Source organism: Hydrogenophaga sp. NH-16 (assembly GCF_004006415.1).
Lineage (GTDB): Bacteria > Pseudomonadota > Gammaproteobacteria > Burkholderiales > Burkholderiaceae_C > Hydrogenophaga > Hydrogenophaga pseudoflava.
Window position 1 is genome coordinate 1,282,278 of the sequence record NZ_CP029344.1, and the last position, 24,255, is coordinate 1,306,532.

At 69.4% G+C, this 24,255-nt stretch carries 25 protein-coding genes; 9 read left to right on the forward strand and 16 right to left on the reverse strand.

The window, feature by feature from the left end; translation table 11 throughout:
* Positions 1 to 10: 10 nt before the first annotated feature.
* From DD542_RS06280 to DD542_RS06300, 5 genes are all read right to left on the reverse strand, one after another.
* Positions 11 to 619: a hypothetical protein gene (locus tag DD542_RS06280; RefSeq protein ID WP_127804491.1), complete on the reverse strand. Its 609-nt coding sequence runs from the start codon at positions 617 to 619 to the stop codon at positions 11 to 13.
* Positions 616 to 981 carry a phage holin family protein gene (locus DD542_RS06285; protein WP_127804493.1) on the reverse strand — a complete coding sequence of 122 codons (366 nt, stop codon included), beginning with the start codon at positions 979 to 981 and terminating at the stop codon, positions 616 to 618. Before DD542_RS06285 ends, DD542_RS06280 begins: the two co-directional genes overlap by 4 nt.
* Before the next feature lie 38 nt (positions 982 to 1,019).
* Positions 1,020 to 1,442, reverse strand: a complete 423-nt coding sequence (locus DD542_RS06290) for a hypothetical protein (RefSeq protein WP_066153099.1) — start codon at positions 1,440 to 1,442, stop codon at positions 1,020 to 1,022.
* A 55-nt stretch (positions 1,443 to 1,497) separates the two neighbouring features.
* The gene (locus DD542_RS06295; protein WP_084397135.1) at positions 1,498 to 1,659 is read right to left on the reverse strand and encodes a DUF1328 domain-containing protein; all 162 of its coding nucleotides are present in this window, start codon (positions 1,657 to 1,659) and stop codon (positions 1,498 to 1,500) included.
* Between the two features lie 86 nt (positions 1,660 to 1,745).
* Positions 1,746 to 2,927 carry an AI-2E family transporter gene (locus DD542_RS06300; RefSeq protein ID WP_164868357.1) on the reverse strand — a complete coding sequence of 394 codons (1,182 nt, stop codon included), beginning with the start codon at positions 2,925 to 2,927 and terminating at the stop codon, positions 1,746 to 1,748.
* Between the two features lie 211 nt (positions 2,928 to 3,138).
* Between DD542_RS06300 and DD542_RS06305 the strand changes: the two genes are divergently transcribed.
* Positions 3,139 to 4,449, forward strand: coding sequence for a hypothetical protein (locus DD542_RS06305; RefSeq protein WP_127804497.1), 1,311 nt, complete (start codon positions 3,139 to 3,141; stop codon positions 4,447 to 4,449).
* Between the two features lie 40 nt (positions 4,450 to 4,489).
* On the opposite strand, the gene DD542_RS06310 is transcribed toward DD542_RS06305, so the two are convergent.
* The gene (locus DD542_RS06310) at positions 4,490 to 6,034 is read right to left on the reverse strand and encodes a bifunctional aminoglycoside phosphotransferase/ATP-binding protein (RefSeq protein ID WP_127804499.1); all 1,545 of its coding nucleotides are present in this window, start codon (positions 6,032 to 6,034) and stop codon (positions 4,490 to 4,492) included.
* 88 nt (positions 6,035 to 6,122) lie between these two features.
* Here DD542_RS06310 and DD542_RS06315 point away from each other — a divergent pair, with 88 nt between their 5' ends.
* Entirely contained in the window at positions 6,123 to 7,661 is a 1,539-nt protein-coding gene (locus tag DD542_RS06315; RefSeq protein WP_127804501.1) for an AMP-binding protein, read from the forward strand.
* Between the two features lie 10 nt (positions 7,662 to 7,671).
* Here the strand turns inward: DD542_RS06315 and DD542_RS06320 are convergent, their stop codons facing one another.
* From DD542_RS06320 to dusB, 7 genes are all read right to left on the reverse strand, one after another.
* Positions 7,672 to 8,661 carry a hypothetical protein gene (locus DD542_RS06320; protein WP_127804503.1) on the reverse strand — a complete coding sequence of 330 codons (990 nt, stop codon included), beginning with the start codon at positions 8,659 to 8,661 and terminating at the stop codon, positions 7,672 to 7,674.
* 169 nt (positions 8,662 to 8,830) lie between these two features.
* Positions 8,831 to 9,214, reverse strand: a complete 384-nt coding sequence (locus tag DD542_RS24185; protein WP_277750666.1) for an ATP-binding protein — start codon at positions 9,212 to 9,214, stop codon at positions 8,831 to 8,833.
* Positions 9,207 to 10,733 (reverse strand): IS21 family transposase, encoded by a 1,527-nt coding sequence (gene istA, locus DD542_RS06330; protein WP_127804505.1) that lies wholly within the window; start codon positions 10,731 to 10,733, stop codon positions 9,207 to 9,209. Before istA ends, DD542_RS24185 begins: the two co-directional genes overlap by 8 nt.
* A 66-nt stretch (positions 10,734 to 10,799) precedes the next feature.
* Positions 10,800 to 11,021 (reverse strand): hypothetical protein, encoded by a 222-nt coding sequence (locus tag DD542_RS06335; RefSeq protein ID WP_127804507.1) that lies wholly within the window; start codon positions 11,019 to 11,021, stop codon positions 10,800 to 10,802.
* 151 nt (positions 11,022 to 11,172) lie between these two features.
* On the reverse strand, positions 11,173 to 12,771 hold the full coding sequence (gene purH / locus DD542_RS06340) for a bifunctional phosphoribosylaminoimidazolecarboxamide formyltransferase/IMP cyclohydrolase (protein ID WP_127804509.1): 1,599 nt from the start codon (positions 12,769 to 12,771) through the stop codon (positions 11,173 to 11,175).
* A gap of 36 nt (positions 12,772 to 12,807) precedes the next feature.
* Entirely contained in the window at positions 12,808 to 13,044 is a 237-nt protein-coding gene (locus DD542_RS06345) for a helix-turn-helix domain-containing protein (protein WP_066158749.1), read from the reverse strand.
* Positions 13,041 to 14,081, reverse strand: coding sequence for a tRNA dihydrouridine synthase DusB (gene dusB / locus DD542_RS06350; protein WP_127804511.1), 1,041 nt, complete (start codon positions 14,079 to 14,081; stop codon positions 13,041 to 13,043). The genes DD542_RS06345 and dusB overlap by 4 nt, the downstream gene beginning before the upstream one ends.
* A gap of 143 nt (positions 14,082 to 14,224) precedes the next feature.
* Between dusB and DD542_RS06355 the strand changes: the two genes are divergently transcribed.
* Positions 14,225 to 14,707 carry a YqaA family protein gene (locus DD542_RS06355; RefSeq protein WP_127804513.1) on the forward strand — a complete coding sequence of 161 codons (483 nt, stop codon included), beginning with the start codon at positions 14,225 to 14,227 and terminating at the stop codon, positions 14,705 to 14,707.
* A 33-nt stretch (positions 14,708 to 14,740) separates the two neighbouring features.
* The gene (locus DD542_RS06360) at positions 14,741 to 15,925 is read left to right on the forward strand and encodes an MFS transporter (RefSeq protein WP_127804515.1); all 1,185 of its coding nucleotides are present in this window, start codon (positions 14,741 to 14,743) and stop codon (positions 15,923 to 15,925) included.
* On the opposite strand, the gene DD542_RS06365 is transcribed toward DD542_RS06360, so the two are convergent.
* Both DD542_RS06365 and ychF read right to left on the reverse strand, forming a co-directional pair.
* The gene (locus DD542_RS06365; RefSeq protein ID WP_127804518.1) at positions 15,898 to 16,671 is read right to left on the reverse strand and encodes an RNA pseudouridine synthase; all 774 of its coding nucleotides are present in this window, start codon (positions 16,669 to 16,671) and stop codon (positions 15,898 to 15,900) included. The two genes, DD542_RS06360 and DD542_RS06365, sit on opposite strands and share 28 nt — an antisense overlap.
* A gap of 8 nt (positions 16,672 to 16,679) precedes the next feature.
* The gene (gene ychF, locus DD542_RS06370) at positions 16,680 to 17,771 is read right to left on the reverse strand and encodes a redox-regulated ATPase YchF (protein WP_066158763.1); all 1,092 of its coding nucleotides are present in this window, start codon (positions 17,769 to 17,771) and stop codon (positions 16,680 to 16,682) included.
* 66 nt (positions 17,772 to 17,837) lie between these two features.
* Between ychF and DD542_RS06375 the strand changes: the two genes are divergently transcribed.
* The 4 genes from DD542_RS06375 to DD542_RS06390 all read left to right on the forward strand — a co-directional run bounded on the left by DD542_RS06375 (position 17,838) and on the right by DD542_RS06390 (position 22,137).
* Entirely contained in the window at positions 17,838 to 18,551 is a 714-nt protein-coding gene (locus tag DD542_RS06375) for a nucleotidyltransferase family protein (protein WP_066158766.1), read from the forward strand.
* Between the two features lie 135 nt (positions 18,552 to 18,686).
* Positions 18,687 to 19,157, forward strand: a complete 471-nt coding sequence (locus tag DD542_RS06380; RefSeq protein ID WP_127804520.1) for a (2Fe-2S)-binding protein — start codon at positions 18,687 to 18,689, stop codon at positions 19,155 to 19,157.
* Positions 19,154 to 21,217: a molybdopterin cofactor-binding domain-containing protein gene (locus DD542_RS06385; RefSeq protein WP_127804522.1), complete on the forward strand. Its 2,064-nt coding sequence runs from the start codon at positions 19,154 to 19,156 to the stop codon at positions 21,215 to 21,217. Before DD542_RS06380 ends, DD542_RS06385 begins: the two co-directional genes overlap by 4 nt.
* Complete coding sequence (locus DD542_RS06390; RefSeq protein ID WP_127804524.1) at positions 21,214 to 22,137, forward strand: AraC family transcriptional regulator; 924 nt, start codon at positions 21,214 to 21,216, stop codon at positions 22,135 to 22,137. Before DD542_RS06385 ends, DD542_RS06390 begins: the two co-directional genes overlap by 4 nt.
* A gap of 17 nt (positions 22,138 to 22,154) precedes the next feature.
* On the opposite strand, the gene DD542_RS06395 is transcribed toward DD542_RS06390, so the two are convergent.
* Positions 22,155 to 23,060, reverse strand: a complete 906-nt coding sequence (locus DD542_RS06395) for an MOSC N-terminal beta barrel domain-containing protein (RefSeq protein WP_127804526.1) — start codon at positions 23,058 to 23,060, stop codon at positions 22,155 to 22,157.
* Between the two features lie 33 nt (positions 23,061 to 23,093).
* Here DD542_RS06395 and DD542_RS06400 point away from each other — a divergent pair, with 33 nt between their 5' ends.
* Positions 23,094 to 24,254, forward strand: a complete 1,161-nt coding sequence (locus DD542_RS06400) for an FAD-dependent monooxygenase (protein ID WP_127804528.1) — start codon at positions 23,094 to 23,096, stop codon at positions 24,252 to 24,254.
* The last annotated feature ends 1 nt before the right edge of the window (position 24,255 follow it).

Consider the following 24,255-nt stretch of genomic DNA (forward strand, 5'->3'; position numbering starts at 1 on the left):
CCGGGCGGCCTCAGGGGCCGTCGGTGGGAGGAGGGGCAGGTGTTGGTGTAGGTGCAGGGGGCGGTGGCTGGCCCCTGCCTTTGAGCCAGGCCGTGAGCGCACCGATCAGGGCCAGCTGCACCGGCGCCTGCGCCAGCTGCTGCCACAGCATGCGGCCCACACGGTGGGGCAGGTCGCGGGTCTGGCGGCGCAGCGTGTGCGCCACCCAGGGCCGGGCCATCATCAAGGCGCCGCCCACGGCGGCCGCGACCGCCAGGCTGGCCCACGGATGCCGTCGCACGACCGGCTTCACCTCGTCGGCCAGGGTGCCCGCCACCAGCTCCACCGACGCGTGCCAGGGCTGGCGGATCCACCAGCGGCGCGCCAGCGCGCGCGCGATGCGCCACGCGGCCCGGGGCAGGCCGTCGCGCTGGGCGCGGGCCATGAGTGAATTCATCAGCGAGGCCACCAGGCCCACGACGCCCGCATCACCGGATGCGGCATGAGCGCTGCGCTCCGACGGCGCCGGGTAGAGCCGCTGGATCAGCAGCGTGCGCGAGGCGTCCAGGCGCGCGAGCGCCAGCGCCTTGCGCTGGGCGGCTGTCGGCGGTCGATCGGGCGAAGAAGGTTGCGGGCTCATTCTTCGTCCAGGATGCGCAGCGTCGCCAGGTCCTGCGCCATCTGCTGGCGCAGGGCGGCGAAGGGTGGCGACTTTTCCAGGCGGTGTGCGCGCCAGGCGAGCAGGGCCGCCAGCAGCAGCGGCACCGCGGGGATGACCACCAGCAGCCAGGGCATGGGCATGGACGCCAGCGGCACCACGGCCACTGCTATCCCCGCCACACCCGCGAGCCCCAGGGCCAGCACCGCCAGCAGGGCGGCGGCGCTGTTCAGCCCGGCACGGTGCTTCCACTGCGTGCCCCACTCGTCCAGTTCGGCCGAGGCGAGGTCCACGTAGGCGTCGGCATGTTCCAGCACCAGGCCGGGCTGCCGCGCCAGGGCCATGAAGGCGGGGTGTATCACCGTGCGGGCCCTGGCGGCGGTCAGTAGCGCTCCGCGCGGCGGCGGGCGGCCCAGGTCACCAGCAGCGTGGCCGCGGCGCCGGCGGCGGCCGCCATCAGCAGGGCCTTGGCCGGCTCCTGGCGCACGTAGTCGGTGGTGCGCTCGCCCACCTCGTGGGCCTTGTTGGCCACGACCGTGCCCGCGGCGCGGGCCTTGTCGATGCCCGCACGGGCCAGGTCTTCGGCGCGGTGGGCGGCGCGGTTCAGGTGCACCGGCACGGCGTCGCGCACCTGGCGCAGGCCGGCCTGGATGCTGGCTTCCGCCTCGGCCGCGGCGCGGCGCGACTCGCTCAGCAGCTCATCGGCCCGGTCGGCGGTGCGGGCCACGGCCTGCTGTGCGGTGTCCACGCCGGTGTCGATCATGTCCTGGGCGTTGTCCATGGTGGTCTTGACTTTGGTGCTCATGCGAATCTCCTGAGGTTGAAAGGAAGGGAATGAAACCGGGCGGTGTGAACACCCGTCAGCGCTTGAAAAGTCCGAAGACGAAGGTGGCCGCGGCCATGATCAGGAACACGAAGAACAGAATCTTCGCGATGCCGGCGGCGCTGGCGGCAATGCCTCCAAAGCCCAGCACGGCGGCGATCAGCGCGATCACGAAGAACACAACGGCGTAATGCAGCATGGCAATCTCCTGGTGGGTTACCGCAGCGCAACGGCTGCGATGGATTCAGTGTGCGCGCGGGTGGCACCCGCCGGTGTCGGCCAAGGTCAGCGCGGCGTGTAGGACGCAGCCGACACCGCCTGGCGCGGCGGTGCGCTGCTGAACAGCACGTCCAGGAAGCGCAGGGGCGCGAGGTGCCGGCCCATCACCACCAGACACACCGTCAGCGGCGTGGCCAGCACCAGTCCCACTGGCCCCCACAGCAGCGCCCAGAACGCCGCCGAGAGCAGCACCGCCAGCGGCGAGACGCCGGTGGAGCCGCCGTAGGCCAGGGGCTCCACCACGTTGTTGCTGACCAGCTCCAGCGTGGCGATCAGACCCAGCGTCCACAGCACCATCGACCAGCCGGGGTCGACCGCGAACGCCAGCACCAGCGGGAACACCGCGCCCAGCGCCGGCCCCAGGTAGGGCACGAAGCGCAGCACCGTGGCCAGCCCGCCCCACAGCCAGGCGCCCGGCACCCCGATGCACCACAGCCCCAGGGCCATCGGCAGGCCGTAGCCCAGGTTCACCATCAGCTGCGCGGTGAGGTAGCGGCTCACCCGCCGGCCCGACTCCGTCAGCGCCTCGGCCATGCGCGGCGTGTCCCCGCCCAGCAGCCGCAGCAGGCGGTCGCGCAGCTCGGCGCGCTGCAGCAGCATGATCACCGCCAGGATCAGCACCAGTGCCACCGTGGCCAGCTGCACGCCCAACGTCATCACCAGGTCGATGGTGCGGGCGCTGCCGCTGCGGGTTTCCACCGCCACCTGCTGCACCTTGGGGACCGCGGTGCCCGGGGGCTCGAACGCGCGCGTGGTGGTTTCGACTTCCCGCGCCACCATGTCCATCAGGCGCGTCACCTCCCGCGTGGTGCCCGAGGGCGTCAGCGCCGGGCGCAGCTCGCGCAGCTTCTTCTGGATGTTCTGGCGGTGGGTGGGCAGCTCCTGCCCGAGTTCGCCCACCTGCACCGTCGCCACGGCGGCGGCACCGAGCAGTCCGGTCATGGCGAATGTCATCACCAGTCCCACGGCCAGACCCCGCGGCAGCCGCCGGCGCTGCAGCCAGTTCACGGCCGGGTCGAGCGCAAACGCCAGCAGCGCCGCCAGCGCCAGCGGAATCAGCAGCGCCTTGCCGAAGTGCAGGCCCAGGATGCCGAGCGCCAGCGCAGCGCCGCAGAGCACGAAGCGCTGCACGCCGGGCATCACCGGCTGGGCGGGTGTGGTGGAAATGACCGTGTGGGGGATGTTCATGGCGGAGGTCCGGAGGTCGCAGGTGACCGGATGTTCCGGCCGCCGGCCGCGACGGCCTGTCGGCCGCGCCCGCGCCGGCGTGTCGGACAGAGCCGACACGCCGGCCGCATGCCTTGCCCGGGGGAACGCGGCGCTGCGCGCCGTCTTGGAAGCGCCAGGGGCGCGGCGTATCATGGTTTTTGCAGGCCGTCGCCTGCAACGGAGGAACCCCATGGTGCAGCGTTTTTCGAAGCAGCTCGTGCAATCCCTTCAACCCCTGGCGGCGGTCGCCGCGCTGGCGTGCACACCGCTGGCGGCGCAGGCCCAGACCGCGCCCACCCAGCTCTGGATCGACCTGTCCACCTCCACCATGACCGGCATGCCCGAATTCATGCAGGGCGGCGTGGGTGGCGTCATCGGCGGGCTGTTCGGTGGCAACAAGGGCGGCGGCGGCTCGCACGTCTACGGCCACGCCAGCGGCCGCTTCATCCAGCAGGGCAGCCAGCCGGGGCTCACAGGCGCCTTCCCGCCCAGCCGCGTGATCGACGTGGCGCTGTACAACCCGCGCAAGCCCGGCACCGAGGCCGCGCTCTTCGTGCCGCTGACCATGGGCATGGGCGAGTCGCTGCCGCTGGTGCCACCCAGCCCCAGCTTCAAGGAGGCGGGCGAGGGCGGCCCGACCGAGGTGCCCGAGATCAAGGGCCGCATCCTGATCTACTGGGGCTGCGGCGAGGCGGTGCGCGCCGGCCAGCCCAAGGTCATCAACCTCTCCAACAACCCCGCGGCCTGGGCCGGTGCGCTGGCCGGCCGCATGGCGCCCGAGCGCGCCGCCCGCGTGGGCGCGCAGCACGCGCTCTACCCGAACGAGAAGAACACGGTGAACCCGAAGGCCGACACCTCGCTGCAGGGCGTGCACCAGGTGCGCGGTGAGGGCGTGCCCGATTCGATGCAGTTCACCCTGGCCGAGCGGCAGGACCTGATGCCCGCCATCCAGCTGCAGCAGCAGGGCGACCTCTCGCAGAGCATCCGCCTGTCCTGGCAGCCGGTGCCGCGCGCCGCCGCCTACCACCTGCACGCCATGGGCATGGCGGGCGACGACATGGTGCTCTGGTCCAGCGCCGACAACGGCGACGCCGGCCTGGGCCTGTTCGACTACCTCACCGAGGCCACGGCCACCAAGTGGGTGAAGGACAAGGTGCTGCTCTCGCCCGAGACCACGCAGTGCGCCGTGCCCCAGGGCATCTTCGCGGGTGGGCAGGGCGGCGGTGGCCGGGCCGAGGCCGGCGGCGCGATGCTGCGCATGATCGCTTACGGCCCCGAGAGCCACTTCAGCCACCCGGTGCGCCCGCCCAAGGCCCCGAACAACTGGCAGCCCGAGTGGGCGGTGCGCGTGCGCGCCAAGAGCCAGACCATGGCGATGCTCGGCATGGACATGGCGGGCATGGCCAGTGGCCGCGACAGCGCGCCGGCACCGGAAGAAAAGCCCTCGGGCGGCCTGCCCGGCGCGGCCGGCAGCATCCTGCGCGGCATCTTCGGGCGCTGAGCGTTCGCGAAGGCGGGCGCTTGCGCGGCGTCTGCCGGCCTCAGGCCGGCAGCGCCAGCACCCGCTCGGCCTCGGTCAGCGGCTCCAGCCAGCCGAACTGCTGCTCCAGCACCGCCAGCGTCGCCTCCGAGGCGTCCTTGCCACTGGCATGGCGCGCGCTGATGCGCCGCCGCAGCTCGTCGGCCGGCGCCTCGCAGGCCAGGATGTGGAAGGGGCAGCCCTCGGCCTCGGCCAGCTCGGCGAACGAGCGCCGCTCGGCTTCGCGCAGAAAGGCCGCGTCCACCACCACCGACCAGCCGTCCTGCAGCAGCATGCGCGCGCGCGCGCGCAGCGAGGCGTAGGTTTCCTCATGCGCCTGCGGACGGTACAGGCCCGTGTTCAGGCCCGAGCCGCTGGCCGCCAGCGGGCTCACGCCGTGCAGGCGCTTGCGCTCCACGTCCGAGCGCAGGCGGATCGCGCGGCCACTCGCCTCGACCTGCAGCCAGCGGCCCGAAGCCCAGGTCTTGCCGCTGCCCGACAGGCCGTGGGTGATGACCAGCTGCGGCGCGGGCGGGTGGGCGATGTCCTGCGCCAGCGCCAGGTAGCGCCGGGCCTCGGCCAGGTGTTCGTCCGCTTCCGGCGTGCCGGCCAGCTGCCCCGCGCGGATCGCCGCCACCTTGGCGCGCACGCCCGCCCGGTAGCTGGCAAAAAAGCCCCAGACGGTGTGCGCCGACACGTCGCCGCTGGCGTCGGTCCACTCGCTCAGCAGCACGTTCGCCAGCCCCGGCTGGCCGTGGTCCAGCAGGTCCATCCAGCAGAAGGACATGTCGCTGGCCACGTCGATCCAGCGCAGCTCGTCGTTGAACTCGATGGCGTCGAAGGGCAGCACCTCGCCGTCGATGAGGACGAGGTTGGCCAGGTGCAGGTCGCCGTGGCCTTCGCGCACCCGCTCCTTCTGCCGCCGCCGCGAGAGCAGGGGCTCGATGGCCACGAAGCGCTGCTCCGTCCAGTCGCTCAGCGCCTGCACCAGCGCGGCGTCGGCCGGGGCTTTCAGCATCGCGCGCAGGGTGGAGAAGTTGTCGCGCGGCCAGCGCATGGCCGCCGTCGCGTGGCCCCAGGGCTGGGTCTTGCCGGCCACGGCCGCGCGCGCCTGGAACGCCGCCATGCGCCGCGCCAGCCCCGCCACATGCTCCGCCGTCAGTTCGCCACGCCGGCACACATGGTCCAGCCGCGCCGCTTCGTCGAAGCGCCGCATCTGCACCGCGTATTCAATGGTCGGCAGCCCGTCGCCCGCCGCGCCCCAGCGCGGGGTGTCCGGCGTGCCGACGATGGGCAGAACGCCCAGGTACAGGTGGGTGGCCGGGCGGTCGTGTTGCTGGAAGCGCCGGTTCACCCGGATCTCGGTCTCGCAGGCGTGGCGCCGCGCGCCCAGGGTGCCGAAGTCCATGAACGCGAAGCGCACCGGCTTCTTGACCTTGTAGGCGAACTCGCCCGCCAGCAGCACCCAGGCGCCGTGCGTCTGCACCAGCTCGACGCGGTCGACCGGGTGCGGGTAGCGCGCGGGGTCCAGCAGCGCTGCGATCAACGGGGGCAGGGTGTCGCTCATGCGAACCACTGTAAGGCCGCGCACCCTGCGGCTGCCTGACGCCACCTGAAAATGCCCCTTCCAGACCCCAACCAACGGAGGCGGCCCCATGAACCTCGCCCACCTGCTGCAGCGCAAGGCGCTCGAACACCCCGACCGCGCGGCCATCTTCAGCGGCACACAGGCCGTGGCCACCCACGCCCAATGGGCCGAGCGCGCTGCGCGAGTGGGTGCTCACCTGCGCGCGGTGGGCCTGACGCCCGGTGACCGCGTGCTGCTCTTCATGCGCAACCACCCGCGCTACCTGGAACTGCTGTTCGGCGCCTGGTGGGCCGGGCTGGTGGCGGTGCCGGTGAACGCCAAGCTGCACCTCAAGGAAGTGCAGTGGATCGTGGAGAACGCCGGGGCACGGTGGGCTTTCGTCACGGCGGACATCGTGCCCGACCCGGCGGAACTCACCGGGCTCGACGGCGTGATGGAGGTGGACAGCGCCGAATGCGACGCCTGGATCAACGAGGACCCAGGGAAGGGCGGGGACCACATATATATAGAGGAACGCGCCCCCGACGACACCGCCTGGCTGTTCTACACCAGCGGCACCACCGGCCGGCCCAAGGGCGTGATGATCACGCACCGCAACCTGCTCACCATGGGGCTGGGCTACTTCAACGACGTGGACAACGTCGCTCCGCAGGACGCCATCGCCTACGCCGCGCCCATGTCGCACGGGGCGGGGCTCTACGCCATTCCGCACCTCATGGCCGGCGCGCGGCACGTGGTGCCCGCCTCGGGCGGCTTCGACGCGGTCGAGCTGTTTGACCTTGGCCGCCAGCTGGGGCCCCTCTCGCAGTTCGCCGCGCCGACCATCGTCAAACGCATCGTCGACGAAGCCGAAGCGCAGGGCCTCACACCCGAACAGTGCGGCCAGAGCTTCAAGACCATCGTCTACGGCGGCGCACCCATGTACGCCGCCGACATCCGCCGCGCGCTGCGCACCATGGGCCCGCGCTTCGTGCAGATCTACGGCCAGGGCGAAAGCCCCATGACCGGCACCGCCCTCGGCCGCGCCCACCTGGCAGACACCGCCCACCCGCGGCACGAGGCGCGCATCGCCTCCGTCGGCGTGGCGCAGACCCCCGTGCGCGTCCGCGTCTCGGGGCCTGACGGGCAGTCACTGCCCGCAGGCGAGGTGGGCGAAGTGCTGATCAAAGGCGACAGCGTCATGGCCGGCTACTGGCGCAACCCCGAGGCCACCCAGGCCGCCATCCGCGACGGCTGGCTCTGGACCGGCGACATGGGCGCGCTCGACGCCGATGGCTTTTTGACCCTCAAGGACCGCAGCAAGGACCTCATCATCAGCGGCGGATCAAACATCTACCCGCGCGAGGTGGAAGAGGTGCTGCTGCACGCGCCCGGCGTGGCCGAAGTCGCCGTGGTCGGCGCGCCCGACCCCGAATGGGGCGAAATCGTGGTCGCGTTTGTGGTGCCGCAGGCGGGGGCGGCGCTGGATGCCAAGACGCTCGATTCCTTCTGCCTGGACCAGATCGCCCGCTTCAAGCGGCCCAAGCGGTATGAGTTTGTGGAGGCGCTGCCGAAGAACAACTATGGGAAGGTGTTGAAGACGGTGTTGCGAAATCTCGCCGCATAGCGAACTGTCGCTATTTCTGCGCGCGATCTAGCTTTTCAGCTCGTTCAGGCCCATTGCCTTGCTTATCAGATGGCAAAAACAGCTGCTTTGCCTCTATCGCAGCCTGAGCGAGGGTGGATTTTGGAGTTAGTTCAAAGCGATGTTTGAGGTTTGAGAGAAATAGTTGAGATACTTCTGAGTCTTCCCTGTATGCGAGTGAGGTCATTTCTCTTTCGTATGTCAATGCTGCCTCGCTTTGTCGTACCGATTTTTCGAGCGAAGACTTCAACTTTGACATGGCAGATATCATTCTGCCCTTGTCTCCTTCAACTCCATCTTTGAATGCGATTCCGAGAGCTACTGTTCGAGATGGGCTGGTAATCACTGATAAAAGTATATCGTCTTCTCGCATCATGCTTACCACCTTTGGGTGGCGCTTTATTTGCTTTGAATATAGCTCTGAATATTCTTTGTTTAATCCTAGTACGGTAGCCGCTTCGGCAGCCATGTTGTTCAGTGTGTGCTTGCAGTGATTTGCGGCCGTTTGACCCTCCATGGCTTTCTTGGCGTACTCAGATAGCTGATCAAGTATTGGCTTGAGCAGTGCTTCTGCTCCAGATAGATTTGCTGATCGCAGAGCTTCATTCTTCATGAATTCGTTGGCGTAGCCATTGATACTCTTTAGTATTCCTGAGTATGCAGAAAGCGCACCCAAGGCGTTCGATCTAATCGTCAGGCATTCGGATGTCTTTTCTCTGAGAGGGCGATAGAGATCTGATATTGCAAACTGCCTTAGTGACTCTTCAGCTTTAAACGCCTCAAGTGTTGTTAGTGTGAAGTAGATGCTTGCAAAACTTGCGATGACTGCACCCGCAAGAGATGCGAAAAAGGTGAGTAGGGTTTTTGAGAATAGTGACAAAATTGTGGAAACGACCTTGGGTGCCCTTCCTTGCGTGTTGGTGTGAGCTTCCGGGATAATTTGGCTTTTTTGCTTCTGGCGTCTTTTGTAGGGTAGTTCCATTTTTGAACTCTTTGATAGTTATTGACGTTCTTGTTTCAGCAAATTAGATGCCATCAGATTTTGAAGCTTGCTGTTCATATTTGCTCCGTACTCATAAACCGACTAAACGGATCCTCCCGGTAATCCGCAAACGGACCACATTCCACAAACCCGAAGCGCTGGTACATCGCTATCGCCGCATCAAACGGCGGCGTGCTGCCGGTTTCCAGGCTGACTCGCGCGTAGCCGCGCTGTATGCGTCCGGTAAACCCATCTTGAAGCGAAGGCGGTAATCGAGGATCGTCCCCACGAAGGAGATCGTGGAGACGATGGAACGATTGAGCGTGTGGGCGAAGTCGAAGCCGGCGAGGTCGCGATGCGACGGGAACCGCGCCACGCGCATCTGGTAAGCCATGGAGCGCACCTCGCGCTGCGCGGTCTCTGCCTTGATGAGCTGGTGCAGCACGGCCTCGTGATCCAGCGACTTCATGCGTGCAGTGCCCAGCACCTCCGGCCAGGCACTGGCCATGCCGTGCAAGCCCAGAGCCTTGAAGGCATCCATGAGGTCATGCATGGTCGGACTCCGGTGAGGCCTCGTGAGGCTGGGCGTTGCGCAGCGCGTCGTAGCGCTGCAGGTTGGCCAGTGGCGGCGTGTTGAGCGTGAGCATGGTGGCCACCGGTGGCTCAGGCATGCGCTGCTCCTGCAAGCGCGAGAGCAGGTTGAGCACGTGCTCGGCACTCACTCGCCCCGACTGCAGTGCCAGCTCTACCGCCACCAGCACGGCTTCGAGCCCATGCAGGCTCACCCCCATGAGCACCTGCGCCATCACCCTGTCGCCACCGCTGTGGCGCAGCAGCTGGCGCTGCAACTCCTGCAGCGGCTCGGGCATGGTCTTGAAGGGTGCGCCGTTGCGCAGCGCGCCGGGCTTGCGCTCGATCAGCGCGATGTAGTGCATCCAGTCGTAGAGCGTCTGGTCCCGCTCGAAGCTGCGCTGCAGGCGCACCCGTCGCCCATCGGGACCGACCACCAGCAGGCCATCTGCGTAGGCCCGCAGACTGACCACCGCGTGGATCCACTCGCATGGCACGCTGTAGCGGTTGCGCTGGAAGTGGATCAACGAAGTGGCAGAGACCCGCACCGGCTGCTCCACATAGCCATCAAACGCCCGGGGGTTGGGCATGAGGCGTGCACGTTCGTCCTGCCAGACGTCGGCCACCGTGAGGTGTCCCCACTCTGGGTGACTCATCTCGCCCCAGGCCTTCACACAGGCTTGCTCCAGCCAGTCGTTGATCTCGTCAAGCGATCCCCAGCGCCGCTCACTGGCCTCACGCCAGATGTCCTTGCGCCGGTCCTGGACGTTCTTCTCGACGACGCCCTTCTCCCAGCCGGCGGCCCGGTTACAGAACTCCGGCTCGAACAGGTAGTGCCCGGTCATGGCCTCGAAACGCGCATTGACGCTGCGCTGCTTGCCCTGGCCGACCTTGTCGACCGCGGTCTTCATGTTGTCGTAGATGCCCCGCCGTGGCACGCCACCGAAGAGAGCGAACGCCCGCGCATGTGCATCGAACAGCATCTCGTGCGCCTGGCTGTAGTAGGCCACCAGACAGAAGGCGCGACTGGCCGCCAGCTTGGTGTGTGCCACCTCCAGGCGGCGGCGCAGACCGCCGATGAAGAGGTACTCGCAGCTCCAGTCGAACTGGAACGCCTCGCCCAACTCGAAGCTCAGCGGCACGAACCCTGCACCACGCGCCGCGTTGCCTTGCTCTTGCTGCCAGCGCTGGGCAAAGGCGTACACCGGCCCCCGACTGCCGCTGTAGCCCTGCGCCCGCAGCGCTTCAAACATCGCCTTGATCCCGCGCCGATCGCGTTTGCTGCGATGGCTATCGGCCTTGAGCCATTGGCTCAACTGCTCCTTGTACGGGTCCAGGATGCTGGGGGCCGACACCCGTTGCGGGTATCGGGGCTCGACCATCTGTCCGTCCTTGAGCCACTTGGTGGCTGTATTGCGCGAGATGCCCAGCCTGCGGCTGGCCTCGCGCACCGACACGTCCTGCCTCAGCACGAGGCGGCGCAACTTGCTCAATGTGCTCACGTTGATCACTCCTGCTCCCCCGTGCTGAAAAACTCAGCACGATAGAGCGGCAACGTGGCTCAGATTTCAACGTGAACACGTCCCGAAATGGCCCAGCTTTGGAAATGAATCAACACACAGGGCCAGAGCCCCCATGCACAAGGCGCCGACCACCGCGGCCACGCTCCAGCCGATGACCGCGTGACGGGTCTGCGCAATCACGGCACCAGCCACACACACCGCCATGACCAGGAGGCCGAACGAGCGGTTGAACGAATCGGAAGGGGCGAAGGACGAAGCAGAGCGCATGGCAGGACTTGTGGGTCACGGGGCCGGGCCGGTCTGGCGCTCAACACCCCGTCACGACGGGTGCTGCGTTTGTATCTGCTGCGACTTATCTTGCTCTTAACAACGCAAAAGGGCTCCGAAGAGCCCTTTTGCGTTCAGTCGGGACCGCGCCTCAGTGGCGGAAGTGGCGCACCCCCGTGAACACCATCGCCACACCGCGCTCATTCGCCGCATCAATGACCTCCTGATCGCGCATCGAACCGCCCGGCTGAGCCACGCAGGTCGCGCCCGCGTCCACCACCACGTCCAGACCGTCGCGGAACGGGAAGAAGGCGTCGCTCGCGACGACCGTGCCTTGCAGGCTCAGCTTCGCGGCCTCGGCCTTGATGCTGGCGATGCGGGCGGAATCGAGGCGGCTCATCTGGCCCGCGCCCACGCCCATGGTCATGCCGTTCTTGCAGAACACGATGGCATTGGACTTCACGTACTTCGCCACCTTCCAGGCGAACAGCAGGTCCTGCAGCTCTTCGGACGTGGGCTGCTTGACGGTGACGACTTTCAGGTCGGCCAGTGCCAGCTCGTGGTTGTCGGCGGTCTGCAGCAGCAGGCCCGAGCCCACGCGCTTGGCGTCCATGGCGTTGCGGCCCTGGTCCCAGGCGCTGGCGCCGCCCTTGGGCATGGCGATCTTCATCAGGCGCACATTGACCTTGGGCTTGAAGATCTCCAGCGCTTCGGCCGTGAAGTCGGGTGCCATCAGCACCTCGACGAACTGCTTGACCACAGCCTCGGCCGCGGCCTTGTCCACCGTGCGGTTGAAGGCGATGATGCCGCCGAAGGCGCTGGTCGGGTCGGTCTGGAAGGCCTTGGCGTAGGCCTCGTGCGCATCCTTGCCGACGGCCACGCCGCAGGGGTTGGCGTGCTTGACGATCACGCAGGCCGGTGCCTCGAAGCTCTTGACGCACTCCCAGGCGGCGTCGGCATCGGCGATGTTGTTGTAGGACAGTTCCTTGCCCTGCAATTGAACGCCGGTGACCAGCGAGCCGGGGGCCGGGTACAGGTCGCGGTACAGCGCGGCCTGCTGGTGGCTGTTCTCGCCGTAGCGCAGGTCCTGCAGCTTGATGAACTGGCCGTTGGACTGGCCGGGGAACAGGTTGCGCGCCGGCACATAGCTTTCGGCCAGCTTCTCTTCTTCAAACGTCACCGACGACAGGTAGTCGCTGATGGCGCCGTCGTACTGCGCAATGCGGTTGAAAGCCGCGACCGACAGCGCGAAGCGCAGCTTGTCGGAGAGCTTGCCAGCCGCCTTGAGTTCGGCGATCACGGCCTCGTACTGGCCGGCGTCGGTGACCACGCCCACGTCCTTCCAGTTCTTGGCGGCGCTGCGCACCATGGCCGGGCCGCCGATGTCGATGTTCTCGATCGCGTCGGCCAGGGTGCAGCCGGCCTTGGCTACCGTGGCCTCGAACGGGTAGAGGTTGACCACCAGCAGATCGATGGTCTCGATGCCGTGCTCCTTCAGTGCGGCCATGTGCTCGGGCAGCTCACGGCGGGCCAGCAGGCCACCGTGCACCTTGGGGTGCAGGGTCTTGACGCGGCCGTCGAGCATCTCGGGGAAGTTCGTGACCTCGGCCACCTCGGTGACGGGCAGGCCCTTGTCGGCCAGCAGCTTGGCGGTGCCGCCGGTGGAGAGAAGGGTCACGCCGAGGCCGTGCAGGGCCTGGGCGAATTCGACGATGCCGGTCTTGTCGGAGACGGAGAGAAGTGCGCGCATGGGATAGGTCGGGAGGTTTGAAAAACGGGGGATCGTTCAGTCGATCAGCTTGTGTTCGAGCAGCTTCTTGCGCAGCGTGTTGCGGTTCAGCCCCAGCCATTGCGCGGCGCGCGACTGGTTGTTCTGCGACTGCTGCATCACGACTTCGAGCAGGGGCTTCTCCACCGCCTTGACCAGCATGTCGTGCAGGCCGGCCGGGTCGGTGCCGTCGAGGTCGCGGAAATAGCTTTCGATGCTGGCACGCACACAGTCGTGCAGGTTGTGGTTGCTCATGCTGCCAGTTTCCAGTCTTCTCGGGTGTGTTTGTCTTGTTGCTGGCCGGTCGCGGCCCAGGCGTCGAGGCTGTCGCGCACGCAGTCCAGCTGCGCCTGGGCGGTCGTGAGCGCATTGACGCGCTGGCGGAACGTCGCGGCCTCGCCCGCGGGCAGGGGCAGCGCCTGGGCATACCAGCCCAGATGCTTGCGCGCGCTGCGCACGCCGGTGTACTCGCCGTACAGGCTGTAGTGATCTTCCAGGTGATCGAGCAGCCAGGCCTTGACTTCCATCAGGTCGGGCGCCGGCAGATCCTGGCCGGTCGCCAGGAAGTGCGCGATCTCGCGGAAGATCCAGGGCCGACCCTGGGCCGCGCGGCCGATCATGATCGCGTCGGCGCCGGTGTGGCGCAGCACCTCGGCCGCCTTGTGCGGGCTGTCGATGTCGCCGTTGGCCACCACGGGAATGCGCACGGCGCGCTTGATCGCGGCCACGGTCTCGTGTTCGGCGAAGCCCTTGTAGCCCTGCTCGCGCGTGCGGCCGTGCACCGTCAGCATCTGCACGCCGGCGGCTTCGGCGGCCTTCGCAATCACCGGCGCGTTCTTCACGTCGGCGCACCAGCCGGTGCGCATCTTGAGCGTGACCGGCACGCCGTGCGGCGCGGCCGCGTCGACCACCGCCTCGACGATCTGCAGTGCCAGCGCCTCGTCCTGCATCAGGGCCGAACCGGCCCACTTGTTGCAGACCTTCTTGGCCGGGCAGCCCATGTTGATGTCGATGATCTGCGCGCCGCGGTCGATGTTGTATCGCGCGGCGTCGGCCATCATCTGCGCGTCGGTGCCGGCGATCTGCACCGCGATGGGGCCGGGCTCGCCGCTGTGGTCGGCGCGGCGCGAGGTCTTGAGGCTGTCCTGCAGGTCGGGCCGGCTGGTGACCATCTCGCTGACCGCATACCCCGCGCCCAGCCGCTTGCACAGCTTGCGGAACGGCCGGTCCGTCACCCCCGCCATGGGCGCAACGAACAGGGCATTCGGCAGGGTGTACGGACCCAGTTGCATGGCGATGGGAGAATGGTCTGGAGGGTGGGTGTCGCGGCGAAGGCGGCGTCGCCCGCGCGAAGGGGATGCGCATTGTATCTGCCTGTTTTTTCAGCAGACGATATCCCGACCACTGGTTGCACCTTGATACCCACACCCCGCACATGTCCGACTGGCTGAGTTCCCTGTTGCACTGGCTGGCCATGCCCGAGGCCGGCCTGGGCGCCCTGCTGGTGGTGTCCTTCGTGTCGGCCACGCTGCTGCCGGTCGGTTCGGAAGCCGCCTTGTTCGGCCTGCTCAAGCTCAACCCGGGGCTGTTCTGGCCGGCCATCGCGGTGGCCACGGTGGGCAACACCGCAGGCGGCGCGCTCAACTGGTTCATCGGCGCCGGCGCCCACCGGGTGGTCGACCGGGCGCGCCACAAGTCCACCGAACTGCACGCGCTGGACTGGCTGCAGCGCTTCGGCCCCAAGGCCTGCGTGATGGCCTGGCTGCCAGTGATCGGCGACCCGCTGTGCGCGGTGGCGGGCTGGCTGCGCTTTCCGTTCTGGCCTTGTGTCGCGTGGATGGCCGTGGGCAAGCTGCTGCGCTACATCGTGCTCACGGCCTTGCTGCTGTGGGTGTTCCCGGGGGGACTGTCGTTCTGACCGACAGCCCCACCCGCCCGCGATACTGCACCGATGTCCACCCCGTCTCACCATGCGCGCCCGCCGTCCGCCCTCTGGGCGCTGATGACCGGCAACTTCGTGATCGGCACCGGCGTGATGGCGGTGCCGGGCACCCTGACCGACATCAGCCAGTCGCTGAGCGTGTCGATCCCTCAGGCCGGCCAGCTGATCACCGCGGCGGCCATCATGATGGGCCTGGGCGCACCGCTGTTCGCCACCCTGGTCGCCGGCTGGGACCGGCGCCGCCTGCTCACCCTGACCCTGCTCTGGTACGCGCTGCTGATGGGACTGAGCGCCCTCGCTCCCAGCTACCTCTCGCTGCTGCCGCTGCGCGTGCTGGCGGTGGTGGCGCCAGCCGTCTTCACCCCGCAGGCGGCCGCCTGCATCGGCCTGCTGGTGCCCGAGGCGCAGCGCGGGCGCGCCATTTCCTTCGTGTTCCTGGGATGGTCGGTGGCCTCGGTGCTGGGCATGCCGCTGTCGGCCTGGATCGGCGGCGTGCTGGGCTGGCGCTGGGCATTCGCGCTGGTCGCGGTGCTGGCCGTCGGCAGCGCCGCCTGGGTCTGGCGCGCCATGCCCGACGGCGTGCGGCCGGCGGCCCTGTCACGGGCCGCCTGGGGCCAGACGCTGGGGTCGGCGCCGCTGGTGCTGGCGCTGGGTGTCACCCTGCTGTCCGCGTTCGGACAGTTCATCCTGTTCGCGTACTTCGCGCCCTATCTGCAGCAGACGCTGTCGGCCAGCGCTGCGGTGCTCTCGATGCTGTTCCTGTGGTTCGGTGCCTTCGGCCTGTTCGGCAACATCGCGCTCACCCGCTGGGTCGACCGGCTGGGCGCTCCGCGTGCCGTCCAGATTTCCCTGCTGCTGATGGCCACCAGCCTCATGTTCTGGCCCCTCGGTCATGCGGGGCTGGTGGCGCAGGCCCTGGTGATGGTGCCCTGGGCGCTGGGCTGCTTCGCCAGCAACTCGGCCCAGCAGGCGCGCCTGGTGCACTTGTCTCCAGTGCTGGCGCCGGCGTCCGTGGCGCTCAACACCTCGGCGATATACGCCGGCCAGGGACTGGGCGCCGCGCTGGGCGGCGCGCTGATTGCGCAAGGCCACATGTTGCGGCTGCACTGGGTCGGGCTGGCGCTGATGCTGCTGGCCATGGGCCTGAGCGCTCGCGCCTCGAAGGCTCAGAAGCGTTCGTATGGCATCAGGTAGCGCCACTGCCCCACCGGCAGCCCGGCCAGGGCGATGCGGCCCAGCCGCAGACGCCGCAAGCCGGTGAGCTGCAGCCCGGCGCGTTCGCACAGATGTGGGACCTGGCCAGGCCGGTTGCCCTTGATCGCCAGCCGCAGCCGAAACTCGCTCTGCCAGCTGGCGCGTGCCGTCGGCACCGCCCAGCCGTCGAAGAACGCGGGCTTGCCCAGCGACCGGAGCACCTCGTCGCGCCGCGCACCGTCTTCCAGCGCCGGATCGGCCGCCACCTCGGCCAGCCATTCGTGCTCCAGCTGGGTGGCGTCGTCGGTCATCTTGCGCGCCACGCCTGGGTTCTGGGTGAACACCATCAGGCCGCTGGACAATTCGCCCAGCGGCGCCACCGGCAGCAGCTTGTGGCGGTGCGCCTTGAGCGGGCGCACGCCCGAACGGTCGCCGGCAAAGCGCAGCTCCGGGGTGAACCAGCGCGCAGCGATGTCGTCGGGGAGAAGCGGTGCCTCGGGCAGGACATGCCCCGCCGGCTTGTGCCAGATCAGCGTCACAGAGGCCAGCGATTCGAGCTTGGCCTTCGGATCGAGGGTGACCACCTGTTCGTCACGCACCCGCTCCATGGGTTCTTCAACCACCACGCCATCGACCCGCACCCAGCCGCCGGCGATGTAACGCTCGGCGTCGCCGCGCGAGCAGGGCAGCTGCGCGGCCAGGCGTTTGGCCAGGCGTTGCGGTTCGGGCCGGCCGGTGTCGGACATGTCAGAGATTAGGACGAGAACAGGAAGTTCATCACGTCGCCGTCCTTGACGACGTAGTCCTTGCCCTCGGCGCGCATCTTGCCGGCATCCTTCGCGCCCTGCTCGCCCTTGTAGGCGATGAAGTCGTCGAAGGCAATGGTCTGGGCGCGGATGTAGCCCTTCTCGAAGTCGGTGTGGATCACGCCGGCCGCCTGCGGGCCGGTGTCGCCGACGTGGATGGTCCAGGCGCGCACTTCCTTCACGCCTGCGGTGAAGTAGGTCTGCAGGCCCAGCAGCTTGTAGGCGGCGCGGATCAGGCGGTTCAGGCCCGGCTCGTCCTGGCCCAGTTCCTTGAGGAATTCCAGCCGGTCGGCGTCGTCCATCTCGGAGAGTTCGGCTTCGATCTTGGCGCAGATGGCGACCACGGGCGCGTTCTGTTTCTCGGCGAAGGCCTTGAGGCGGTCCAGGAAGGGGTTGTTCTCGAAACCGTCTTCCGACACGTTGGCCACGAACATGGCCGGCTTGGCGGTGATCAGGAAGAACTGCTTGAGCTGGGCGCGTTCTTCCTTGCTGAAGTCGATGGTGCGCACCGGCTGGGTGTCGTTGAGCGCGGTCTGGCACTTTTCCAGGATGGCCAGCTGCTTGATGGCTTCCTTGTCGCCCGCGCGCGCCACCTTGCTGATGCGGTGGATGGCTTTTTCCACCGAGGCCAGGTCGGCCAGGCAGAGCTCGGTCTGGATCACCTCGATGTCGGCGATCGGGTCGACCTTGTTGGCGACGTGGATCACGTTCGGGTCTTCGAAGCAGCGCACCACGTTGACGATGGCGTCGGTCTCGCGGATGTGGGCCAGGAACTTGTTGCCCAGGCCTTCGCCGGTGCTGGCACCGGCCACCAGGCCGGCGATGTCCACGAACTCCACGATGGCGGGCACCACGCGCTCGGGCTGGACGATCTCGGCCAGCTGGGCCAGGCGCGGATCGGGCACTTCCACCACGCCGGTGTTGGGCTCGATGGTGCAGAAGGGGTAGTTTTCAGCGGCGATGCCGGCCTTGGTCAGGGCGTTGAAAAGGGTGGACTTGCCGACGTTGGGCAGGCCGACGATGCCGCATTGGAGACTCATGGAATACCTCGAAAAATCAACCCGAAAGTGTAAGCGACGGGCCTGAAACGGTTAATCTGGACGCCCATGGCCATCCCCGCAACGTCCCCCTTGCCACACCACCCGCCACCCCCGCGCATCGGCGCGGTGCTGCTGGCGGCTGGGTCGGCCTCGCGCATGGGCCACCAACCCAAGTGCCTGCTGGAACTGGACGGGGTGCCGCTGATCCGGCGCCTGCTGACCGCGCTTTCGGGCGCGGGTGCGGACGAGCTGGTGGTGGTGCTGGGCCACTACGCCGACCGCATCGAACCGGTGGTACGCGACTTCCCGGTCACGCTGGCGCACAACCCCGACCCGGACGCAGGCCAGATCTCGTCGCTGCGGCTGGGCCTGCAGGCGCTGCCCGGCCAGATCGACGCCGTGCTGGTGGCCCTGGCCGACCAGCCCCTGATCCATTCGCAGGACATCCGCGACCTGATCGGCGCCTACCGGATGCGGCCCGCCGACACCGAGGTCGTGCAGCCCACGGTGGACGGCCTGCCCGGCAACCCGGTGGTGTTCAGCCAGACAGTGCGCGAACAGATCCTGGCCAGCGAGGCGCGCGTGGGCTGCAGGCAATGGCAGCAGGCCCACCCGCAGGCCGTGCACCGCTGGGCCACCACCAACACGCGCTACCGGACCGACGTGGACAGCCCGGACGACATCGAGTCGCTGGCCGCGCGCACCGGCCAGCGACTGCGCTGGCCAGCCGGTCCGCTGGTCGAAGCACCGTTGCCAACCCGGCACCCCACCGCCTCATAGGCAGCCTCGGCATCCATGTGATCCGCTCCGCCCTGGAGCGGCCTTCTGCGTCGGCGCGGGCGTGGCGCGATTGTTCAAGACCGCACCGGCCTGTGTGCGGCACATTGCACGCGTGTTCACCACGCGGAGACCCTCATGCAGATCCAGGTCAACCACAGCGTCCGGGAGGTCCCGCCCGACTGGCAGGACGAAAGCTTGCTGGTGGTGCTGCGCGAGGCGCTGGGCCTCACCGGCACCCGATTCGGCTGCGGCGCGGGCCAGTGCGGCGCCTGCACGGTGCTGATCGACGGCCAGCCGCGACGCGCCTGCCTCACGCCGGTGGTGGCGGTGGGTGCCTCCCGCGTGGAGACCATCGAAGGCCTGGCAGCCCCGGACGGTGACCTGCACCCGGTGCAGCAGGCCTGGCTGGACCAGGCCACGCCGCAGTGCGGCTACTGCCAGTCGGGGCAGATCATGGCCACGGTGGCGCTGCTGCGGCAGCGCCCTTCGCCGAACGCGGCGGACATCGACGCGGCCCTGTCCGGCAACCTCTGCCGCTGCGGCACCCAGCAGCGCATCCGGGCCTCGGTGCTGCGCGCCGCGCAGGCCACCGGGAGCGGGCAATGAAGCGGCGGCACTTCCTGCAGGCAGGCGGTGTGCTGGCCGTGGGCTTTGTCGCCGGCTGCGCCATCCCGGTGATCCCCAAGCGCCCGGCGGCGGCCTACGAGGATGCCCTGGGCTGGGTCCGCCACGCCAACGGCCGCTACGAGCTGCTGCTGCCGCGCGCCGAGATGGGCCAGAACATCGCCACCGCGCTCAAGCAGGTGGCCTGCGACGAACTCGGTGTGGACTGGGACCGCGTCACCCTGCGGCTGCCGCACACCCAGGACATACCCCGCGTGCGCGCCACCGTGGGCAGCGAATCGGTCAAGGACTTCGCGCTGCCGCTCGCGCAGGCCTGCGCCACGCTGCGCGACGCACTCGCGGCCGGCCACACCACGGGCGTGCGCAGCGCCGAGCCCCGACCGATGAACGAGCTGCGCGCGTTCCGGTCCGGCGCCCGCCTCGTGGGCCGGCGCGTGCCGCTGGAACAGGGGCGCGCCATCGTCACCGGCGCCCCGCTGTACGCGGCCGACGTGCGCCTGCCCGGCATGGTGTTCGGCCGGGTGCTGCGCGCCCCGGTTTCCGCCGACCGGCCGTCGCGGCTGGCGGGCTGGAACGAGGCCGCGGCGCGCGCCGTGCCGGGGTTCGTGGCCCTCGTGCAGGACGAGCGCCTGATGCAGCGGCTCAGTCCGGGGCTGGGCATCGTGGCGCGCACCCCCGGGACGCTGGACCGGATCGAGGCCGCGCTGGCACCCCGCTGGCAGCACGACGACGCGTTCGAGCAGGCCGACATCGACCGGCTGATCGACATCGACCGGCACCTGGCCGGCGGCAGGCTGGGGAACCAGATCCACGACGACGCCATCGACCGCAGCGCTGCCTGGGACCTGGACCTGCGCATCGACACGCCGCTGGCGGCGCACAACGCCATCGAGCCGCGCGCCGCGGTGGCCGCGAAGGGCGCGGACGGCGTGCTGGAGGTCTGGGTCGGCACACAGGACGCGTTCTATGTACGCGACGTGATCGCCCGCAGCCTCGGGCTGGACGAGGCCGGCGTGCGCGTGCAGGCATGCCGGGTGGGCGGCGCGTTCGGCGGGCGCACCCTGTGCACGGTGGAGCTGGAGGCCGCCGTGCTGGCCCACGCCATCGGCGCGCCCGTCAAGGTGCAGTGGACCCGCGCCCAGGAGTACCGGCAGGGCTTCCACCGGCCGCCGTCGAGCCACCGCATCCGCGCCCGTGTGCGCAACGGCGAGCTGGTCGACTGGTGGCACGCGTTCTCCAGCAGCCACATCCTGTTCACCAACGCCGGCATGCCGGTCTGGATGCAGCGGCTGGCCGACCTGGTGGGCGACCGCGGCGTGGCGCGCGGCGCCGACCTGCCCTACCGCGCCCAGCGCCGCCGCACCGAGTTCGCGGTGACGCGGCTGCCGGTGTTCACCGGCCCCTGGCGCGGCCTGGGCGCCGGCCCCAACGCGCTGGCCATCGAGTCGGCCATCGACGAGTGCGCCCGCCTGGCCGGCGCCGACCCGGTGGCGTTCCGGCTGCGCCACATCGGCGAGCCGCGCCTGGCGCGCGTGCTGCGCACCGTGGTCGACGGGGTGCCGGCGCCAGCGCCCGCCGCCGGGAGCGACCGCGTCGGACGCGGCGTGGCCTGCGGCACCTACAAGGCCAGCAGCCATGCCGCCGTGCTCGCGGAGGTGCGCGTGGCGCCCGACGGCACGGTGGTGGTGACCCGGCTGCGCTGCGCCCACGACTGCGGCACCGTGATCAACCCCGACCAGGTGCGCGCCCAGTGCGAAGGCAACCTGGTCTGGGGCCTGGGCATGGTGCTGCACGACGAACTGACGGCGGCCGGCTCGCGCATCGCCGCCGGCAGCCTGGGCGAGGCGCCGTTGCCGAGCCTGCGCGACACTCCGCCCATGGACATCGTGCTGATCGACGACGACGGACCGCCCGCCGGGGCCGGTGAAACCGCCATCGTGGCCTCGGCCGGCGCCATTGCCAACGCCATCCGCGATGCGACCGGCGTGCGCCTCACCCGCTTTCCCCTGCAACCCTCGCTGCTGGCCAGGCGCGGCCCATGAACGACTTTGCCTCGGCCGCGATGCTCCGGCTGGTGGCCCACGGCCTGCGGCACCAGGGCCACGCACCACCGCCGCCGGTTGCGGCGCGGCATGGGCTTGTGGCGCTGGACGACAAGCGCGCCCTGCTGGCGGGGCTGTGGCCGTCGATCGGCCCGGCGGGCCTGGCGCGCATCGGCGACGCGATCCGGGAGCTGCCCGAAGAACCCACACTGCGGGCGCTGGTGCTCGCGACGGACCCCTGGGACCTGCTGGCGCGGTGGCAGCGGCTGGAACGCTTTGTCCATGCCCGGCACCGCACCCGCGTGGAGGCCCTGGGCCCCGGTCGCGTGCGGCTGCAGCACCTGTCCCTGTCGCCCGGCCAGCGACCCACCGCGGCCGAGGACGTGCTGGTGTTCGGCCTGCTGGTCGCCCTGTGCGAGCGGGTGGCGGGGCGGCCGGTGCAGGCCCGCCCGGTGGGCGGCCGGCACTGGCTGCGGCGGGACGGCCAATGGCGCGACGGCCCCTGGCCGCAGACCCTGCACACCTGGGAACTGCGCTGGGATGCCGCGGATGTGGCCGGGGACCCACACCCGCCCGAGGCTCACCCGGCGTCCGGCGACCGGTGGCTCGAGGCCTTGCACACCGCCCTGCGCGCCGACCCCGGACGCCCATGGCGGGTGGACGACCTGGCCCGCGTCTGTGCGCTGTCTGCCCGCAGCCTGCAGCGCCACCTGGCCCGGCGGCAGCTGTGCTTCTCCGGCCTGCTGACCGCCGCCCGGGTGCAGTGTGCGGCGGACCTGCTCACCACCAGCGGTCTGTCGGTGGCCGAGGTGGGCTACCACTGCGGCTTCGCCGACCAGCCGCACTTTTCACGGCAGTTCCGGCAATCCACCGCCATGACACCGGCCCGCTACCGGGCGCAGTTCGCCCGCGCCGGCTGAGCGGCGCCGGGCCGCCGTCAGTCGAACTGCCAGTCGGCGCCCACGGCCTGCCCGACCTTCAGCACCAGCCCGTCGCCCTCCAGCACGATGGCGTTCATGCCGAAGGTGATGGAACCGTTCAGGCGCGGGTCCTGCCGGTAGGCCTGCAGGGCGTCGCTGACCGCCGGGGTCGAGGTGGCGGTGGCCGGGTCGATGTTCGGGATCGGGCAGCGCGCGCAGGGCTTGACGTTTTCCAGCGCGGCCACGCCGCCCTCGGCCTGCACGCGCCAGCCGGCGATGCGGTCCTCATCGTGCGGTTCCACGTCCGACAGCACGATGTTCGGCCGGAAGCGCCGCGCGTCCACCGGCGCTTCGCCCGCCTTCTCCAGCCGCGCGTTCAGCTCGTCCAGCGAGGCCGTGCTCGCCACCAGCACGCCGAAGCCATCGGCAAACTGCGTCACCGACTCGCGGCCGCCCGTCCATTTCAGGCTGCAGAGGCGCTTCACCTCGGGGTCGAAGCGCACCAGGCGCAGTTTTTTCAGGTCCTGAGGCGCGTCCGGCCCGAGGAAGTCGGAGAACCACTGCGCCGCCAGGTCGCCCATGTCCCAGGCGTCGACCTCGTCGTCCCAGACCCGCACGCGGCGCGGCGACTCCACGCCATCCAGCGACAGGTGCAGCGCCAGCATGCCCGGCGCGCGCAGCACCAGCTGGTCGAGCTTGAACGCGGGCTGGATCAGCGCCATGCGCGGCAGCTCGCGCTGGGTCACGAACTCGCCCTGCGCGTCCACCACCATCCAGGCCCGGTCCCATTCGAGGCCGGTCGGCGTGAGCAGCGCCTGCTCCAGCGGCACGCCCGCGCAGGACTTGACGGGGTAGACCCAGAGCTGGGCGATGCGGGCCTGGACGTCGGCGGCGGCCACAGGGGACTCGGTGAGGGTGTTCATGCCCGGATTGTGGCCTGCTCCTAAAATCCCCGGATGGCTCTCCCCTCCCCGTCTCCGGCCGCCGCGCGGCGTTTTGATGTGTGCATCCGTGGCGCCGGCGTGGTCGGGCAGACCCTGGCCCTGCTGCTGGCGCGCGAGCGCCTGAAGGTGGCGCTGGTGGCTTCTCCCCGCCCCCCTGCCGCCGCCCCCGACGTTCGGGCCTATGCCCTCAACACCAGCGCCCGCGCCCTGCTGCAGTCGCTGCGGGCCTGGCCCGAAGACGGCGACGCCGGGCCCGCGGCCGTGACGCCCGTCAGCCGCATGGAGGTGCACGGCGACGACGGCGGCGACCTCCATTTCTCGGCCGCCGACCAGGGCGTGGAGGCGCTGACCTGGATCGTGGACGTGCCGGCGCTGGAAAAGCGCCTGGCCGATGCCATCGGCTTCCAGGGTGGCATCGAGCGTGTGAACGAACCCGTGCCGGCCGCGCTGACCGTGGTCTGCGAGGGCAAGCGCAGCGCCACCCGCGAGGAACTGGGCTTGGAATTCGACGTCCGCCCCTACCCGCACAAGGCGGTGGCCGCCCGCCTGACCACCGAACAGCCCCATGGCGGCGTCGCGCGCCAGTGGTTCGCCCGTGGAGAAATCCTCGCCCTGCTGCCGCTGGACGGTGCGCAGGGGAACTCCGTGGCGCTGGTCTGGTCTGTCCCTGCTCAGCAATCCGAAGAATGGCTGGCCGCCGATCCCCAGGCGCTGGCACAGGCGGTGCAGGAACGTTGTGGTTCGGCGCTGGGCGGCATGCAGTTGCAGGGTCCGGCCCAGGCCTGGCCGCTGGAGCTTTCCTGGGCCCGGCGCTGGATCGCGCAGACGGCGCAGGGCAGTGTGGCGCTGGCCGGTGACGCGGCCCACGCCATGCACCCGCTGGCCGGGCAGGGCCTGAACGTCGGCCTGGCCGACGCGGCAAAACTGGCGCGCGTGGTCCACGAGCGCGAGTTCTGGCGCGAACTGGGCGACCTCAAGCTGCTGCGCCGCTACGAGCGCGCACGGCAGGCCGAGGTGGGCGCCATGGGCTGGCTGACCGATGGCCTGTTCGGGCTGTTCGGCCAGACCGACAGCCGCGTGCAGGCGCTGCGCAACTGGGGCATGAGCGGCGTCGACCGTCTCGGACCGCTGAAACACTGGCTGGCCCGCAAGGCCATGGGCCAGACGGCCTGAA